Source organism: Micromonospora sp. NBC_01796 (assembly GCF_035917455.1).
Classification (GTDB): domain Bacteria; phylum Actinomycetota; class Actinomycetes; order Mycobacteriales; family Micromonosporaceae; genus Micromonospora_G.
Window position 1 is genome coordinate 8497548 of record NZ_CP109078.1, and the last position, 17266, is coordinate 8514813.

Annotated in this window: 11 protein-coding genes; 2 read left to right on the forward strand and 9 right to left on the reverse strand. The window is 67.9% G+C overall.

Annotated features, from left to right (window positions below; translation table 11 throughout):
• Positions 1-302: 302 nt before the first annotated feature.
• Positions 303-3848: a ThuA domain-containing protein gene (locus tag OIE47_RS37695; protein ID WP_326559338.1), complete on the forward strand. Its 3546-nt coding sequence runs from the start codon at positions 303-305 to the stop codon at positions 3846-3848.
• A gap of 207 nt (positions 3849-4055) precedes the next feature.
• Here the strand turns inward: OIE47_RS37695 and OIE47_RS37700 are convergent, their stop codons facing one another.
• The 6 genes from OIE47_RS37700 to OIE47_RS37725 all read right to left on the reverse strand — a co-directional run bounded on the left by OIE47_RS37700 (position 4056) and on the right by OIE47_RS37725 (position 10352).
• Positions 4056-4814 (reverse strand): SDR family oxidoreductase, encoded by a 759-nt coding sequence (locus tag OIE47_RS37700; protein ID WP_326559339.1) that lies wholly within the window; start codon positions 4812-4814, stop codon positions 4056-4058.
• A complete protein-coding gene (locus OIE47_RS37705) occupies positions 4814-5839 on the reverse strand; it encodes a zinc-dependent alcohol dehydrogenase (protein WP_326559340.1) in 1026 nt (341 codons plus the stop codon). Before OIE47_RS37705 ends, OIE47_RS37700 begins: the two co-directional genes overlap by 1 nt.
• Positions 5840-6049: 210 nt before the next feature.
• Entirely contained in the window at positions 6050-7273 is a 1224-nt protein-coding gene (locus OIE47_RS37710) for a mandelate racemase/muconate lactonizing enzyme family protein (protein ID WP_326559341.1), read from the reverse strand.
• A 1-nt stretch (position 7274) separates the two neighbouring features.
• Positions 7275-8102 carry a carbohydrate ABC transporter permease gene (locus tag OIE47_RS37715; protein ID WP_326559342.1) on the reverse strand — a complete coding sequence of 276 codons (828 nt, stop codon included), beginning with the start codon at positions 8100-8102 and terminating at the stop codon, positions 7275-7277.
• Complete coding sequence (locus tag OIE47_RS37720; protein WP_326559343.1) at positions 8102-9019, reverse strand: carbohydrate ABC transporter permease; 918 nt, start codon at positions 9017-9019, stop codon at positions 8102-8104. The genes OIE47_RS37715 and OIE47_RS37720 overlap by 1 nt, the downstream gene beginning before the upstream one ends.
• A gap of 67 nt (positions 9020-9086) precedes the next feature.
• Positions 9087-10352 carry an ABC transporter substrate-binding protein gene (locus OIE47_RS37725; RefSeq protein WP_326559344.1) on the reverse strand — a complete coding sequence of 422 codons (1266 nt, stop codon included), beginning with the start codon at positions 10350-10352 and terminating at the stop codon, positions 9087-9089.
• A 148-nt stretch (positions 10353-10500) separates the two neighbouring features.
• On the opposite strand from OIE47_RS37725, the gene OIE47_RS37730 reads away from it, so the two are divergent.
• Positions 10501-11271: a FadR/GntR family transcriptional regulator gene (locus tag OIE47_RS37730; protein ID WP_326559345.1), complete on the forward strand. Its 771-nt coding sequence runs from the start codon at positions 10501-10503 to the stop codon at positions 11269-11271.
• A gap of 112 nt (positions 11272-11383) precedes the next feature.
• Here OIE47_RS37730 and OIE47_RS37735 read toward each other — a convergent pair whose 3' ends face one another.
• The 3 genes from OIE47_RS37735 to OIE47_RS37745 all read right to left on the reverse strand — a co-directional run bounded on the left by OIE47_RS37735 (position 11384) and on the right by OIE47_RS37745 (position 16777).
• The gene (locus OIE47_RS37735) at positions 11384-12766 is read right to left on the reverse strand and encodes an RICIN domain-containing protein (protein ID WP_326559346.1); all 1383 of its coding nucleotides are present in this window, start codon (positions 12764-12766) and stop codon (positions 11384-11386) included.
• Between the two features lie 460 nt (positions 12767-13226).
• Positions 13227-14756: a non-reducing end alpha-L-arabinofuranosidase family hydrolase gene (locus OIE47_RS37740; protein ID WP_326559347.1), complete on the reverse strand. Its 1530-nt coding sequence runs from the start codon at positions 14754-14756 to the stop codon at positions 13227-13229.
• A 710-nt stretch (positions 14757-15466) separates the two neighbouring features.
• A complete protein-coding gene (locus OIE47_RS37745) occupies positions 15467-16777 on the reverse strand; it encodes a cellulose binding domain-containing protein (protein WP_326559348.1) in 1311 nt (436 codons plus the stop codon).
• Positions 16778-17266 lie beyond the last annotated feature (489 nt).

Sequence of the window (17266 nt, forward strand, 5' to 3'; positions counted from 1 at the left end):
ACCGGCGGCGGCGCCAACCGAGGAAGCCGGGCGCCTTCGCCCGGCCCTCGGAGGAGAACCGGGACATTTGATCAGGCCATTGACACCCATCGATGCCTAGCGCATCCTGACCTCACAGACCACGGGACGAGAACACAGCCCATGCCACGCTGTGTGACGTCCTGCAGGGGCTGACTGCCGTTGCGGCGGACGGCACGACGACCAACCGGCACACTCGTGCCCCCTCGCGCGTCCAGGCACAACCTGACACGCCGTGGGGCCCGTGGTCGCAATCCCGTTGCCCGCCCACATTAGGAGACGGCATGCGTCGCAAGACATTGATCATCGGGTTGATCGCGGGCCTGTTACTCGCGCTCGCGCTCGTCCAACCGGCATCGGCGGCCCCGGCCTTCCGAGCCCTGCTGTTCACCAAGACCACCGGCTACCGACACGACTCGATCCCCGCCGGGGTCTCGATGTTCCAGCAGCAGGCGACCGCGAACAACTTCGAGTTGGTACACAGCGAGGACTCGAACGTCTTCACCGCGGCCAACCTCGCCACCTTCGACGTCCTCATCATGTTCCAGACCTCGGGCATGGTGTGGACCTCGGCGGCCCAACGCCAGGCGGTGGAGGGTTTCCTCGCCAGCGGTAAGGGAATCGTCGCCATCCACAACGCCACGGACATGGGCATCGAATCCGAGTACCCGTGGTGGGACCAGACCGTGAACGCCGGCGCGCACATGCCGGAACACTCCCCCGGCGTGCTGCCCGGCACCGCCATCGTCGCCGACAAGAAGCACCCGTCCACGGCCGGCCTGCCGGACCGCTGGAACCGTAGCGAGGAGTGGTACAACTTCGACCGCAACCCCCGCGGCGACGTCCACGTCCTGGTGACCGCCGACGAGCGGACGTACAACCCGGGCTCACGGGCGATGGGGCCGGACCATCCGATCTCCTGGTGCCGCAACGTCGCCTCCGGCCGGGTCTGGACCACCGCAATGGGGCACGCCGCCGAGTCGTACAGCGAGACGTACTTCCGCAACCACGTCCTGGGTGGAGTCAAGTGGGCGGCCGGCAACGAGGCCGGCGACTGCGGCGGCACCGTCTGGGGCAACTTCGAGAAGCGTGCCCTCGACGACAACACGGTCGACCCGATGTCCCTGGCCGTGGCACCGGACGGGCGTGTCCTCTACGTCCAGCGGGGCGGGCAGGTCAAGATCTTCAAACCCGGCACGAGCACCACCGTCACCGCGGGCACGCTCAGCGTCTACACCGGCGGCGAGGATGGCCTCACCGGGCTGGCGCTCGACCCGAACTTCGCCACCAACGGTCACGTGTACCTGTACCACTCGCCGTCGAGCAGCACGACCGACGTCAACCGCGTCTCCCGTTACACGCTCACCGGCGACACGCTCAACCTGTCCAGCGAGGTCCGGATCATCGACATCCCGGCGTACCGTGACCGCACGTTCCCGGAACCCGGCCACACCGGCGGATACCTCGAATTCGGTCCCGACGGAAACCTCTACATCGGCACCGGGGACGACACGCCGCCGAACCTCGACCCCAACTGGCAGGGCTACGCGCCGCTGGACTGGCGGTCGGGCAAGGCCAATCTCGACGCCGCCCGGACCGCCGGCAACACCAACGACCTGCGCGGCAAGCTGCTGCGCATCAGGCCCTCGACCAGCGGCGGCTACACCATCCCGACGGGCAACCTCTACGCGCAGGGAACGGCACAGACCCGACCGGAAATTTACGCCATGGGCTTTCGCAACCCGTTCCGCTTCTCGATCGACCCGGCCAACGGCTGGGTCTACCTGGCCGACTACGGCCCCGACCGGAACCCACCGACCACCAATCGCGGCCCCGAGGGGCTCGTCGAGCTCAACGTGATCAAGTCGGCGGGTAACTACGGCTGGCCGTTCTGCCACGGCGACAACCAGCCCTACGCGCCGTTCAACCCGGACACCGGCGTCGTCGGCGCCAAGTTCAACTGCTCCGCACCGGTCAACAACTCGCCCAACAACACCGGGCTGACCAGCCTGCGGCCAGTCGTCGCGCCCAACCTGTGGTACGGCTACGGCACCTCGCCGACCTTCCCGGAGCTCGGATCCGGCGGTTCCGGCCCGATGGGCGGACCGGTCTACCGGTACGACCCGGCTAACCCGTCCGCAACCAAGTTTCCGCCGTACTACGACGGCGTCCACTTCTTCTACGAGTGGTCGCGCAGCTACGTCAAGGAGGTGCACTTCGACTCCGCCACGGCGGTGACCCGCACCAACCCGTTCCTGCCGACGGCGAGGTTCAACAAGCCGATGGACATGGAGTTCGGCCGGGACGGCTCGCTCTACCTGCTGGAGTGGGGCACCAACTTCGGCGGTGGAAACAGCGATTCCGGGCTCTACCGGATCGACTACGTCCAGGGCGGACGGTCGCCGGTCGCCAAGGCCACCGGTACGCCCACCAGCGGCAACGCACCGCTCAACGTCCAGTTCAGCAGTGCCGGCACGGCCGATCCGGACCCCGGCAACACGCTCACCTACCAGTGGACGTTCGGCGACGGCACCACCTCGACGGCGGCCAACCCGTCACACGTCTACACCACCAACGGCAACTATGCGGCGCAGTTGAAAGTCACCGACAACACCGGCAAGACCGGCTTCGCCAACGTCCAGATCACCGTCGGCAACACCGCACCGGTGGTCACCATCACCACCCCGTCGAACGGCGGCATGCTCACCTTCGGTGACCGGGTCTCGTACCAAATCAGTGTCTCCGACCCAGGCGGCGACCCGATCGACTGCGCCAAGGTGGTCCTCAACCCGGCGCTCGGGCACGACGACCACGCGCACGAAACCACGGAATACCCGGGCTGCTCGGGCACCATCTCCACCGACCTGCTCGGTGGACATCCCGACGGCGCAAACCTGTTCTACGTGCTGAACGCGAAGTACACCGACAACGGCGGCGCGGGTGGCGCGGCTCCGCTCACCGGCTACGGACAGGCGATTCTCCAGCCCAAGCACAAGCAGGCCGAGTACTACAGCAGCCAATCCGGCACCCGGATCGTCGACCAGGCCGGCGCGGAGAGCGGCAAGCGCGTCGGGGACATCTCCAACAACGACTGGGTGGCGTTCACCCCGATGAGCCTGTCGGGCATCACGAACGTCAGCTACCGGCTGTCGTCGCCCTCCGGTGGCGGATCGATCGAACTGCGCGCCGGCTCGCCGACCGGCACCCTACTGGCCACCACACCGGTGCCCAGCACCGGTGGATGGGACAACTATCAGTCCACGGCACCGGTGAACGTTGCCGCCCTCGCCGGAACCCAGACGCTCTACCTGGTGTTCAAGGGCAGCGCGAGCAACTGGTTCGATCTCGACTCGCACACGTTCGGCGGCGCCGGTGTCGGCGTGCCCAACACCGGCGGCGTAGCGGGCCGGACGTGGACCCTCACCGCGTTGCACAGCGGCAAGCTGATGGACGTCAGCGGCGTGTCCACCGCCGACGGCGCCCAGATCCACCAGTGGGCGGCCACCGGCGGCAACAACCAGAAGTGGCAGGCCGTCGACGCCGGCAGTGGTGCGATCTACCTGAAGGCGGTCCACAGCGGCAAGTGCGTCGAGGTGACCGGCGGCTCCACTACGGCGGGGGCCTTCCTCCAGCAGGCCACCTGCAACAACAGCAACCAGCAGAAATTCACCGCCGGGACGACGGGGACCGCCGGGGTGTACACCCTGACGAGCGCGCCGAGCGGGCTCTGCGTGGATGTCGCCAGCGCCGCCACCAGCGACGGCGCCCGGCTGTTGCAGTGGAACTGCCTCGGGTCCACCAACCAGCAGTGGCGGTTCAGCCTGGCCTGACCAACCACGGCTACCGCGGTAGCCAGTGACGGTCCCGTCGGGACCGGCGTCCGACGAAACGGAGCCGGTCCCGACCGGGACGTCGCCGTCAACCGAGACGAGTGCGGGCGGAGCTGACCCGCCCCGGACAGGTGTGGCCGGACGCGCCGAAGCCCGGTTCGGTGCGGCGTACCGCCGGGCGGCGTTTCGGTGCCCACTGCTCGCTCGTCATCGGCCGAGCCAGCCGCCGTCGACGGGCAGCACGACTCCGTTGACGTAGTCCGATGCCGCCGATGCCAGAAACACCGTGGCGCCGCCGAGATCGTCGGCGCGGCCCCAGCGGGCCGCCGGAATCCGGGCGAGGATCGCCCGTTCCCGGTCGGGGTCGTCGCGCAGCGCCTGGGTGTTGTCGGTGGCGATGTAGCCGGGGGCGATGGCGTTGACGTTGACCCCGCTGGCCGCCCACTCGTTCGCCAGCGCCTTGGTGAGCCCGGCCACTCCCGACTTCGACGCGGCGTAGCCGGGAACGGTGATGCCGCCCTGGAAACTCAGCAGCGACGCGGTGAAAATGATCTTTCCTCGGCCACGCTCGACCATCGCCCTGCCGATCTCCCGGCTCAGCACGAACTGGCTGCTCAGGTTCACCTCGATCACGTGGTCCCACATCTCGTCCGGGTGGTCGGCGGCCGGGGTACGGGCAATCGTGCCGCCGTTGTTCACCAGGATGTCGATCGGCCCGAGCGCGGTGAGGTCGCGGGCCAACCGGTGCACGGCCGCCCGGTCGGCGAGATCGGCCCGCAGCGCGGTGAACCGGCTGCCGGCCGCCCGGACCCGGCGTTCCACCTCGCTTCCATGCGCTTCCATCTGAGCGGAGACGCCGACGACGTCGGCACCGGCAAGGGCCAGGGCCTCGGCCATGGCAAGACCGATTCCGCGCCGGGCACCGGTCACGACGGCGGTCCGCCCGGACAGGTCGAACAGGGTCATCACCGGTTGCCCTCCCGCAGGTCGAGCAGCACCTTCATGACGCCGCCACCCTCCAGGGCCGTGAACGCGGCGGCGACCGCCTCGACGGGTTCGACCCGGGAGATGAGCTGTCGCACCGGGATCGCGCCGGAGGCGACCAAACGGATCGCCTCCGCCATGTCGTCGCGCTGGTACAGGCGGGCACCGAGCAACTCCAACTCCCGCCAGAAGAACCGGTGCAGGTTGACCTCCCGGGGTTGAGGGTGAATCGCGACCATCACCAGTCGGCCGCGAGTGGTCAGGACGTCGACCGCCGTGGCGACCCCGGCGGCGGAGCCGGACACCTCGAAGGCGACGTCGGCGCCCGCGCCCTCGGTGCGGTCGTTCACCAACGCCACGACGTCGGTCGTACCCGGGTCGACGACGTCGATCCCGATTTCTCCCGCGACCGCACGCCGGAACGGGTCCGGCTCGACGAGGAGCACCTGCGCGCCGCGGCCCTGCGCGACGGCGGCGATGAGAACCCCTATCGGCCCGCCGCCGACCACGACCACCAGATCGTCGGCGGTCACGTTTCCCCGCCGTACGTCGTGCACCGCGACCGCGACCGGTTCGATGAGCGCCGCGTGGTCGAGCGGCAGTTCCTCGGGGAGCGGCAGGACCAGTTCCGCCGGCACGTTCCAGAAGGACTGCATGGCGCCCGGCGAGTCGATGCCGAGAAAATTCATGGCGTGGCAGACGTGGGAGTTCCCGTTCCGGCAGGCCGCGCATCGTCCGCACGACCGGGTTGGCATCACCGTCACGGCCTGTCCGACCGTCCAACCGGTGGCGTACTCGCCTACAGCCGCGATCCGCCCGGACATCTCGTGCCCGATGATCGCCGAGGGGCCGACCCGGGCGTCCATGTCCCCGTGGTAAATGTGCAGGTCGGTGCCGCAGATCCCGGTGTACGCCACCGCGATCCGCACCTGGCCGCGACCCGGTGGTTCCGGTTCACGTTCCTCGATCCCGAGGTGCCGCGCACCCCGGTAGACGACTGTCTTCATCGATCCTCCGTCTCGCAGTCGGTACATCGGTCGTCCCGACCGGGCATGGTCGTGGGTGCACCACCGTGGCGGTGCACCCACGATCCCCTTGGTCTGTCGGTACCTCGCGCTGAAACCGGCACCCCGGTACCGGAGCCGACCGGGCGGACCCCGGGCCCGCGTCCGGACCCGGGCGGCCCCGCCGGACGAGTCCGGGTAGCCGTGTCCAGGTCAGTGGTGCGCGGTAGGCGACACCGCGTTGTGGGAATTCAGCGGCCCGACGGGAACCTGGCGTACGGGCGCGATCCCGTCGACCCCGGCGAGCAGCCGTCGTCCGGCTCGCTCCGGCCGGACGTTGGGGCCCTCGGTCGTCTGCGTCTGCGGGCGGCGGGTGGCCTCCCGGATCCGGTCCTCGTCGACCAGGACGCCCAGTCCCGGCGAGTCTCCGAGGACGAAGGCCCCGTCCTCGACGTGAAGGTCGATGGAGACGCCGGCCGGTGGACGCAGGTCCTGTAGCTCGCTGGTCAGGTGATTCGGCACCGAGGTCGCGGCGTGCAGCAGTCCGACCGGGCTGTTGCCGATCGGGCTGACCGGCAGGTCGTGGGCGTGCGCCAGGGCGGACGCCCGCAGGAAGTGGGTGACCCCCCATACGGCGGCCATCTGGACGATGTCGACCGCGCCGGCGGCGATCAGCGGGCGGTACTGTTCGAGCCCGGTGAGGTTCTCTCCGGTCGCGACCGAGGCGCGAATTCCTCGGCCGACCGTGGCGAGTCCCTCCGCGTCCCAGCGCCGGACGGGCTCCTCGATCCAGATGAGGTCGAGGGTGCGTTCGAGTTCGCAGACGTGCCGTACGGCCTGCTTGCGGGTCCATGCCTCGTTCACGTCGAGCATCAGGCCCGGCCGCAGTCCGTGCCCGGCCTCGGTCAGAACCTCCCTGACCAGGCAGAGGCGGTGCCGGTCGCGCTCGATGTCGAGGCCGCCCTTGAGCTTGGCGGCCCGTAGGCCGTGCCGGGCGTAGACCTCGTAGGTCGAGACGAGTTCGTCGTCGGTCAGCCCGATGTCCAGGCCGGACGCGTAGGCGGGGACCCGCCGATCGCGTCCGCCCAGCAGCCGCCACAACGGCTCGCCGGCGGCCTGCGCCTTGATGTCCCACAGGGCGGTGTCGAGCGCGCCGATGGTGCCGAACACCGGACCCGCGTGCCCGGCCTTGAAGGTGTGCCGCAGCATGCGGTCGTAGAGGGTTGTCACCGCGCGGGGGTCTTCGCCGTCGATGGCCGCGAAAATACGCTCGATCTCGACGTGCGGTCCGAGTCCGACCCCGGAAATACCCGCGTCGGTCTCGACGATGACGATCGGCACCGGGACCACCCCGTCGACGAACACGCCGTTGGCGTCGCCGACGGGCCGTCCCCATTCCTGGACAGTGGATAGTGTCCGATATCCGGTGATCCGCATGTCAACCCTTCGTGGAACCGGCGGCGACGCCGTCGGCGATTTGGCGCTGGAGGAAGAGGTAGACGACCAGAACGGGTATCGCGGCGATCAGCACACCTGAGGCGAAGGTGGGAATGTCGTCGGAGTACTGCCCCCGCAACGAGGTGACACCCACCATCAGTGTCCGGTGGTCGGCCGAGGGCATCATCACCAGCGACATGAGGACGTCGTTCCAGCAGAACAGGGCGTTGAGGATGCCGACCGACAGCAGCGCCGGGGTGCCCAACGGCAGCATGATCCGGCGGTACACGCCGTACACGCTGTTGCCGTCGATCCTGGCCGCGTCAATGATCTCCGGCGGAATGCCCCGGTAGTAGCTCGTCATCAGGAAGACGGTGAAGGGCAGGAACTGGGCCACATAGACGAGGACCAGCCCGGGGTACGTGTCGATGAGCGCGGTGTCGGCCATGATCCGGGCGAGCGGCACCATGATCACCTGAAACGGGACGAACAGTCCCGCGAGGCAGCCCAGGAACAGCACCGACGAACCACGGAAACGCAGCTGACTCAGGGCGAAGCCGGCCATCGATCCGAGCAGCAACAGCAGAATCACCGACGACGTCACGACGAGCAGGGAGTTGGCGAAGTAGCGGCCCAGGCCGACGCTGTTCCACGCCGTGCTGATGTTCTCCCAGCGCAGGGCATCGGTCAGGGAGAACCGGTCGAGGATGTAGTCACGCCGCGTCTTCATCGCGACGTTGGCGGTGAACAGCAGGGGGTAGATCGTTGCCAACGCGAGCAGCGACATCGGGATGGCCACCACCCAACGGCCCAGACGAAGGCGAGACATCACTTGTCCCTTCCCGCTCGCTCGAGCAGCTTGATCTGCAGCATTCCCACGACGAGCATGATGACGAAGAGAACCGTCGACGCGGCCGACGCGAGGGCCGGCCGGTTCATCTGGCCCTGTTGGATCCAGATGTAGTACTCCGGCAGGTACGTCGATCCCTCCGGGCCACCGCTGGTCATGACGAACAGCAGCCCGAACATGGAGGTCAGCATCCCGATCATCGTGGTAACGAAGACGAACTGAATGGTGCGCGTGAGGCTCGGGATGATCACGTGCCAGACGACCTGGGGTAGTGACGCCCCGTCCACCCGGGCCGCGTCCAGAAGCGCGGCGTCCAGGGTCGCGAACCCGGCGAGGAACACCACCAGGCTCATTCCGAAGGTGGCCCAGATATACACCCCGACCACCATGAACATCGCAAGGTCCGGGTCGCCCAGCCAGTCCACCGGACCGACCCCGACCGCCCCGAGTACGGCGTTGAGGGGACCGTCGAAGGCGAGCAGCAGGTTGAAGATCGCGCCGACGATGACCGGGGAGAGCACCGCGGGAAAGAAGTAGACGCTGCGGTAGAACCGGTGGCCGGGCACCCTCAGGTAGATGAATGTCGCAAGCAGCCCGGGGATCGCCACCGCCACCGGGAGCAGCAGCACCAGCAGCCCGACGTTGCCGAGCGCGGTCTGGAACAGCGGATCCCCGAGCAGCTCGCGGTAGTTGTCGAAACCAACCGCCCGCCCGTTCTGCTCGCCGTCGCCGGTAAAGGAGAAGTTGACCCCGAGGAGCAACGGATAGAGCCGCAGCGCCACGATTATCAGCACGGCCGGGGCAACCAGGACGTAGGGAGCGAAGCGCTCGGCGCGCGAGCCACGACCGGCGCGCCGGGTGCGGGCACCGTCCCGCTCAGCCGATGATCCAGCCACCGCCCGGTCGGTCCGTCCGGTTTGAGCCGGACGGACCGACGGGTGTGCATTTCCGATCGGCACGAGTTCAGCCCGCCTGGTCGGAAGCGGCCAGTTGCTTCACCACCTCGTCGACGGTGATCGAACCACTGAGCAGTTGCTGGGAGAGCCGCCCCATCAGGTCCAGGGTCTTCGAGGACAGCGCCACATGCAGGGCGGGCTTACCGCCCTTGAGCTCGGAGACGATCGTGGCAACAGCCGGGCCGCCCTGCGACACGTCGATCGTGGTGTCGGCGGCGATCGCCCCGGCGTCGGCGTAGAAGGCCTTCAGCGCATCGGTCGAGGTCAGGGATCGCACAAGGTCGGCGGCCACCTTCGGGTCCTTCGTCCATTTGGCGACCCCGTAGCCGATACCACCGTCGTAGGCGAGGCTCGGGGTGGTCCCGGCGGTGACTACCGGAGCGTCCATCACACCGAGCTTGTCGGCCGCCAGGAACTCGTTGAAGTCCTTCCAGTGCCCCACGTCCGACATCAGCCCGATGACGTGGGCCGCCTTGGCCGACTGGAAGAGGGCGAAGGAGTCGTTGAACATCGCGGTCGAGTTGGCCCCGTCGTTGTTCAGTCCCGCGTCGCCGGCCTCCTTCCAGAGTTGGAAGACCCGCTTGACGTTGGCGGAGTTCCAGTCGCGCTTCCCGGCGATCCAGTCGTCGTACTCCTGGGCGGTGAGGATGCCCGATGCCAGGCCCGAGAGCCAGAACTGAATGCCGGCGCCCTCCTTGTTGCCGAGGGCGAAACACTTGGCACCGGCCTTCGCGATGGCGGTGCAGTCGGCGACGAACTCGTTCCACGTCGTGGCCGGGCTCGCCGGGTCGAGCCCGGCCCTCTCGTAGAGCGCTTTGTTGTAATAGATGGGGTGACCCTGCAGCGTCACCGGGCCCGCGTAGATCCTGCCGTCCTTGGTGAACGCGTCCCACCCGGCCAGCCGCTGCTTGTCGTCGGCCACGTACTCGTCCAGCGGGACCAGCGAGTCCGTCCGGTCGCGGATCTGGCCTCCGCCGTTGAACAGGATGACGTCCGGGCCCTTGCCGGACTGGATCGCCGCACCGAGCAGCGTGTAGTACTGGTCGAACGGCTGCGCGACGAACTCGACCTTGACATCCGGGTGCTTCTTCGCGAAGTCGGCCTTCGCCTCTTTGAGGTAGGACGCGGCGAACGCCTCGCCGGACTTCCAGTCCCACACCACCAGCTTGCCGTCCGATCCGCCCGAGGACGAGCCCGAATCGGCGGCACTCCCACAGCCGGCCAACGCCAGCCCCGCAACGAGGACGGCCGACCACATTGCTCGCTGTTTCATCGCTGTCACCTCTGAGAGTGGGGTGGCCGACGGACGCGCCCGTCGCGCCATCATTGACCGGAACGTAACCCGTATGACGTGTGACGTCAATAGTCGGTCGTACACTGACCACGGACGTCGTGCCACGGCGATTCATTCGGAGGGGGACATGACGCCACCGCAGGAGAAAGCCCTGAATGCATCGGCGACCCCGGCATGGGTACGCCGACCCGCCAACCTCGCCAGGGCGGTCACCGCCGAGTTGGTGGAGCGCATCGTCCGTGGGGTCCACCCCTCCGGAACGTCCCTGCCCCCCGAGCCGGTCCTCTGCGAGACCTTCTCCGTGAGCCGGACGGTCGTCCGGGAGGCGGTGAAGATCCTTCAGGAGAAGGGGCTGGTGCAGGTCCGCCAGGGGGCCGGCACCATGGTCACTCCGCCGTCGAACTGGGACATGCTCGACGAACTCGTCCTCGCCGCCACCATCGTCGGGGACGACAGTCTCGCTGTACTCGACGACCTCGTCGTCACCCGGCGGGTGCTGGAATCCGACATGGCGAACGTCGCCGCCCGCCTCGCCGACCAGGAGACTCTCGACCGGCTGCGCGCTCTGGTGGACCGGATGGACGGGCTCGTTGACGACCACGTCACGTACCACGAGCACGACCGGACCTTCCATGACACCGTCATGCAGGCGTCCGGGAACCGCATCGCTCGCGGTGTCGTACGGTCGTTGGAAAGTCAGGTCATGAACACCGCCCGCTACATGGGCCGGACCGAACGCGCCCTGTGCGTGGCTTCGAACCGCGGACATCGGCGCATCTACGAGTTCATCGCCGCCCACGACCCGAACGGTGCCGCCGAGGCGATGTTCACCCACATCACCGAGGCATGGCTGGTCCGGCGCAGTGGTTCGGGGGAGCCGGTCCGCCTGCAACGCTGACCGGACGCACAACGGATCATCGACGCGCGAAGGCGGACGGCGGTGCCTACCCCGGCGTACGGGAGCAGGCGCCGCCGCTCGACTTCGGCGTCGGCCAGGGCGTCGACCGGCGTCACGAGAACTGGGCGAAGAACCTCCAGATCTCACCCTTGGTCCAGGTCGTGATGCCACTCTCGGCGTAGGTCCCGTCCACCGGCCCGGGCATGTGACCGTTGTCGAACGCAGCCCACTGCATCGGATAGCCGGCCCTGCACCCCGAGTAGCTGGTCGTGAGGTGCGTACGGCTGCCCGCTCCCGGCTCGGGCGGGTTCTGCGCGGCACAACCGTTGTTCCGTACGAACGTGTCGCGTAGCGACCGCCCCTGGGAGATGTTCAGGACGTTGTCCGAGATGCCGTGCAGCCCGAAGTACGCGATGGGCTGCGTACCGCCGCTGCACCCGCTGATCTGCGCCCCGGAGATGACCGCGACGGCCCGGAAGACGTCGGCCCGCGCACAGGCGAGGGCGTAGCTCATGCCCCCGCCCCAGCTGAAGCCGAGGGCGAACCGCTGCCTCGGGTTGACACAGAGGTCGCTCTCGATCCGCCTGATCATGTCGTCGACGAAGGTGACGTCCTCACCGCCGGCATTGCCCCAGCCGTTGCCGAACCCCTGTGGCGCGACCAGGATCGCAGTGTTGTTCGACTGCTCCTGCTGCCCGTAGTACGACCAGGCGGTCCCGCTGGTGCCACCCGAGGAGATCTCCTGCATCGTGCCGCCCCGCCAGTGGAAGGCGAAGATCAGCCGGTAGGGATTGTTGTTGTTGTAGTTGGCGGGCACCCGCAGGATGAAGGAGCGGCTCTTGCCGTTGCTCTGAATCGTGTGCGTACCGCTGGACAGCGTCGGCGCCCTGCCGCACCCGGTGCCGCCCGACGGCGGGTTGCCACCGTCCACTCGGGCGAGTTGCCACTGCTGGTTCGCACCGTTCCAGTCGGAGTACTGCACGATGTTCGCGCCGTCGGCGGTCGAGGCGCCCTGCACCTCCACGACCTTGCCGCTGTGCCGGCTGATCAACCGGACGTGACCGCCGTCCGAGTCGGCCAACCGGAACTGCTGGTTCGTCCCGTTGAGGTCGGACCACTGCGCGATCGCACCGCCGTCGGCGGTCGACCAGTTCTGCACGTCGAGGACCTTGCCCGAATGCCGTGACTTCAGCCGGTAGTAACCGCCACCCGAGTCCACGAACTGCCACTGCTGGTTCGCACCGTCGTTCCGCGTCCACTGACTGATCCGCGCGCCGTCGTTGGTGGCCGAACCGTACAGGTCCAACGCCTTGCCGCTGTTCCGGTTCACCAGGACGTACCAGGCGTTGGTGTCCACGGTTGCCGCCGCTGCGGGCGCAACATCCACCGCGACGAACGTGCCGGCCGCCATGACCGCGGCCGCCGCCGCGGCCAACCCTGACCGCCAGCGACGTCTACCTGGAGAGGCGGGACGAACCTCACCGATGACCTTCATGATCTACTCCTTCGATCGGGGGTCACCCACGGGCAGAACGCACGCGCGGGCCCTGACATGTGTGCCGGCGTCTGGTGGTGGCGTCGGCGTGTTGGGATGCCGCGAGAGGGAACGTGCTGTTCACGGGTCCGCCACGGCAGCGGTGCCACCGGCGTGCGAGGTCCGGCCACGACGACGAACCCATGCGATCGTGATGGCCCCCGGCAGATCGTGCGGTACGTCACCGGGCTCCCGGCGGCCACGTGAACCACGAGTGAGAAGTTGGCGTTCGCATCGTCGTACATCAAATGATCGTCGTCACGGTCATTCCCCTCCGGTGGCCCGGGCGGACTCGGCCTTTGGCCAAGCCCGCCCGAACCAGACCCACTCGGTCCTGATCGCGACCGTGAACGGTCACCCGATTCGGCGTACGCCGTTGCCCGGAAAGGTCAGGAACACCTGGGCCGCCTGCGTCATGCCATTAGCGCTGCAGTGTCAACAGACCCGGGCGGTAGGGCAGGAGGCCGTAGTCGCCGCCGGAACTGGGGGAACGCCCCTGGTAGAGAAACTGCAGATTGCAGGGATTGATGGTCATGGTCTGGTCGGCGTTGGTGCGGATCAGTTCGCCGTGGCTGATGTCGTTGGTCCAGGTGGCGCCGCTGTTGGCCTTTCCGGCGAAGGGATTGCTCTCGGTGGCGGCCTGCGGTGTCCACGAGCCGCCCAGGCTGGTGGCCGTGAACGAGCGGAAGTAGCGGCCCTGGGAGCCGATCGCCTCGACGATCATGAGGTATTGGTTCTGGCCCTGGATCTTGTAGACCTGAACGGCTTCGAACAGGTTGTTCGTCGTGTCGCTCATGATCACGGTCGAGGTGGAGCCGAAATTGCCCGGGAAGTTTCCGATGGGCATGCTGGCCCGGTAGATTTTGCCGTTGTCCCCGGCGAAGAACAGGTACATGTTCGTGCTGTCACCGATGAGTGCCTGGTCGATGGGACCCGTGCCGGAGTCGGAGATACTTCCGGTGAAGAGCGCCTGCTGCGATGACCACCCGTTCGCATTGGTGGGATCACTCGACGTCCGGTACGAGAATGCGGTCCCACCCCACTGGTAGGCAAGCACCCAGATGTTTCTCGGGGCGAAGTAGAAGAGCGAGGGCGCAACGGTGGAGGACGACATCGCGTTCTGACTGGCCGAGGCCATGTCGGACCAGTTCGTGAAGAGACCGAAGTTCATCGACCCCCACGACGTTCCCGTGTTGTGTGTCGTCGCGTAGACGAGGTGCCTGCCGTTGTAGGGGACGGTGGTGAAATCCTTGAGCGAGACCCACCCCGACCTCGGGTTCGCCAGCGATCCCGTCGACGTCCAGCGGTACGTCGAGGGAAGTGCGCAGCTGCCGGGTGGCGTAGTCGGAGGCGTGGTGGGGTTGCCCCCGCCGTCCACGCGTACGAGTTGCCACTGCTGGTTGTTGCCGTTCCAGTCGTCGTACTGCACGATGTTCCCGCCGTCGGCGGTCGATGCGCCCTGCACCTCCACGACCTTGTTGCTGTTCCGGTTGACCAGCCGGACGTAGCCACCGTCGGAGTCCGCCAGCCGGAACTGCTGGTTGGACCCGTTGGTGTCGGTCCACTGCACGATGCTTGCGCTGTTGGCTGTCGACCAGTTGTAGACGTCCAGCACCTTGCCCGACAGCCGCGACTTCAACCGGTAGTAGCCGCCGCCGGAGTCGACGAACTGCCACTGCTGCTGGTTGCCGTCGTTCCGGGCCCACTGGGTGATCCGTGCCCCGTCGTTCGTGGCCAGGTTGTACACATCCAACGCCTTGCCACTGTTGCGATTGATCAACACGTACCACGCGCTCGTGTCGACCGTCGCCGCGGCCGCCGGCGTCGACACCACCGCGGCGGCAGCGGCACCGACCACCACCGCCGTGACGCCAGCGGCGACGATCCGCGGCAACCACCCACGCCGCCGCGACGGCGGCGCGATCGATGGAGACCTACCAAATGCAGACATGATCCTCCTTCAATGACCAAGGGCCAAACGGTCCACCCGGTGATGAGCACCCGCGGCACGTGGGCCGGGGCGCATGCGCCAGAAATGTCAGCGTTAACAAGAGCCCTTGGCGCATGCCTAATCCAAGGTCCGACGAAGCAGGCTTGCCCGGTAAGCCACAGGCGCCGTCGTCCTTAGCCATCGACTGTGAGCGATAACATGCCGTTCGTCAAGTCGTAACGTCATGGGTCTATCGGCCGGTGGCGCATCGTCCCCCTGGCGCAGCCGCGTACCCCACCGATCCCCGCGCGGGTGCCACCCACCCACTGACACGGAGCCGCAGCGCCGTCGCCCACCGGCGGACGGACGTGTGGCGGCTGTCCGCCTGGGGCAGGGACGCCCGGAAGAGCTGCACGACGCACTGCTGGTGCATGGCGTGGAGCCACACCTGCTCGATTGCGTCGGTCACCCTTCACGCCGTCCGAGTAGTCGGAGACGCCCTGCCCACCCCGGCTGCGTAACTCGGTGTGGTGGGCCACCCGCTGCTGGCACCTTGCCTGCCTGCGCCGGCCCACATCCCGAGCACGTCACGTTCCCGTCGAGGCTGATTCCCGTCCACGACGTACACGGGCCGGCGCGCGAGCGGGCCGTGCCGAAACCCCGGGGCTTCGCCCCGGCCCACCGCCCTGCGACCCGGAGCCAAGTGGCTCCGGGCCCTGGATGTGGCAGGTTCAGGGGCTGGTGCAGGTGATGTTGCTGGGCGGGAGGTTGCCGTTGCCAGTCGCGGTAAACCCGAAGGTGGTCGAGGCGTTCGGGCTCAATGTGCCGTTGTAGGGGGCGTTCTGGACGGTGACGTTGCCGGTGGTGCCCGTGTGGGTGCCGTTCCAGAGACTGCTGATGGTCTGACCACTGGCCAGGGTCAGGCGTACGGTCCAGCCGTTGACTGTGGTGGCGGTGTTATTGGAGACGGTGACCTCACCCTGGAAGCCGCCGGGCCAGCTGTTGACCGAGTTGTAGGTGGCGGCACAGTTGCCCGGCTCACCGGTCGGCGGCGGGGTGGTCGGCGGTGTCGTCGTGGGCGGTGTCGTGGTCGGCGGTGTCGTCGTGGGGGGTGCCGTCGTGGGGGGTGTATCGGACGGGAACTGGGTGAAGAATCTCCAGATCTCCCCCGAAGTCCAGGTCCTGGCGTCGTTGGGGCTGGAGGATCCGTCGACCGGGCTGGGGGTGTGGTCTCCGTCGAACGCGGCCCACTGCACCGGGTAACCGGCTCGGCAGCCGGAATAGGTGGTGGTGATGTGGGTGAGGCTGCCTCGGCTCGGCTCGCGCGGGTTCTGCGCGGTACAGCCGTTGTTCCTGACGAACGTGTCGCGCAGCGACCGACCCTGGGAGATGTTCAGCACGCTGTCGTAGGTGCCGTGGATGCCGAAGTAGGCGACGGGTTGGCTGCCACCGTTACATCCGCTGAGGTTGGCGCCGGACAGGACGGTGACCGCGCGGATGACGGTGGGCCGGGCGCAGGCAACCGCGTAGCTCATGGCCCCGCCGTAGCTCCAGCCCAGAGCGAAACGCCGGGTCGTGTCCACGCAGAGGTCGTTCTCGATCTGCCGGGAGATGTCGTCGAAGAGGGTCAGGTCCCGACCGTTGGTGTTGGCCCAGCCGGCGTTGAGGCCTTGGGGCGCGACGAAAATCGTGCTGTTGTTCGACAGCGGCGCAAGCCCGTAGTAGCCGGCCGAGGCGACGTTGCTGGCCGAGCCGTTCAGCCAGTGGAAGCCGAAGATCAGCCGGTAGGGGCTATTTCTGTCGTACCCGTCCGGGATCCGGAGGATGTAGCTGCGACTCTGCCCACTGCTCTGAATGGTGTGCGTCCCGCTGGTCAGCGTGTGGGCCTTGCCACAGCCTGCGGTCGTCGCGAGGGTGCCGTTCGTCGCGGCCACCGCGGCTCCGCGGAAACCGCCGCTCAGCATGCCGCTGGCGGTGGCGATGGTCGCGAGGAGTACCGCCGCGACCGCGATGGATGAGGTGAGGTGTCTCGGGTTAGCCATTGCTCGCCTCCTTGTCACCGGTGGTACTGCGCGAACTCGACCCGGCCACCGCCGGCCGCGCCCCGCTGCCACCGCAGGATGCGGATAGCGACTTGTCCCGTCTCCTTGCCGTCGACGATTCGGTTCCTGGCCGATGGAGCCGCCGTTCAGCGCGGCCGGAACGACGGTTCGGCCGTTCCGTGACGTGTGGGCGGATGTTTCTGGCACTGCCTGGTGGAGGCATAGCGGCGATCCTTCCGATGCGGGCCGGCATGCTCGCGCAGGCCGGCGCGGCGTACACAGGTTGGTCTGCGGGCCGTCCATCGGTGCCGGTGGTTACCTGCGACGGGGCATCGGAAGCCGAGCATGCGGCCGGACCGAAGTCGTCCGGCGACCGCGTGCGGTCGCCTGGCATCGGCGGAGCGGCCCGGACTGGTCACCGACCGGGAAGGCGGCGGGAGGGCGTGCCCTCGGGCTTGCCTCTGCCGGCTGACTGAGGTGACCGGGAGC

Excerpts from the sequence above, each read along its gene's own strand:
- OIE47_RS37695 (WP_326559338.1), top strand. The coding sequence starts at position 303 with ATGCGTCGCAAGACATTGATCATCGGGTTGATCGCGGGCCTGTTACTC.
- OIE47_RS37700 (WP_326559339.1), bottom strand. The coding sequence starts at position 4,814 with ATGACCCTGTTCGACCTGTCCGGGCGGACCGCCGTCGTGACCGGTGCC.
- OIE47_RS37705 (WP_326559340.1), bottom strand. The coding sequence starts at position 5,839 with ATGAAGACAGTCGTCTACCGGGGTGCGCGGCACCTCGGGATCGAGGAA.
- OIE47_RS37710 (WP_326559341.1), bottom strand. The coding sequence starts at position 7,273 with ATGCGGATCACCGGATATCGGACACTATCCACTGTCCAGGAATGGGGA.
- OIE47_RS37715 (WP_326559342.1), bottom strand. The coding sequence starts at position 8,102 with ATGTCTCGCCTTCGTCTGGGCCGTTGGGTGGTGGCCATCCCGATGTCG.
- OIE47_RS37725 (WP_326559344.1), bottom strand. The coding sequence starts at position 10,352 with ATGAAACAGCGAGCAATGTGGTCGGCCGTCCTCGTTGCGGGGCTGGCG.
- OIE47_RS37730 (WP_326559345.1), top strand. The coding sequence starts at position 10,501 with ATGACGCCACCGCAGGAGAAAGCCCTGAATGCATCGGCGACCCCGGCA.
- OIE47_RS37735 (WP_326559346.1), bottom strand. The coding sequence starts at position 12,766 with ATGAAGGTCATCGGTGAGGTTCGTCCCGCCTCTCCAGGTAGACGTCGC.
- OIE47_RS37740 (WP_326559347.1), bottom strand. The coding sequence starts at position 14,756 with ATGTCTGCATTTGGTAGGTCTCCATCGATCGCGCCGCCGTCGCGGCGG.
- OIE47_RS37745 (WP_326559348.1), bottom strand. The coding sequence starts at position 16,777 with ATGGCTAACCCGAGACACCTCACCTCATCCATCGCGGTCGCGGCGGTA.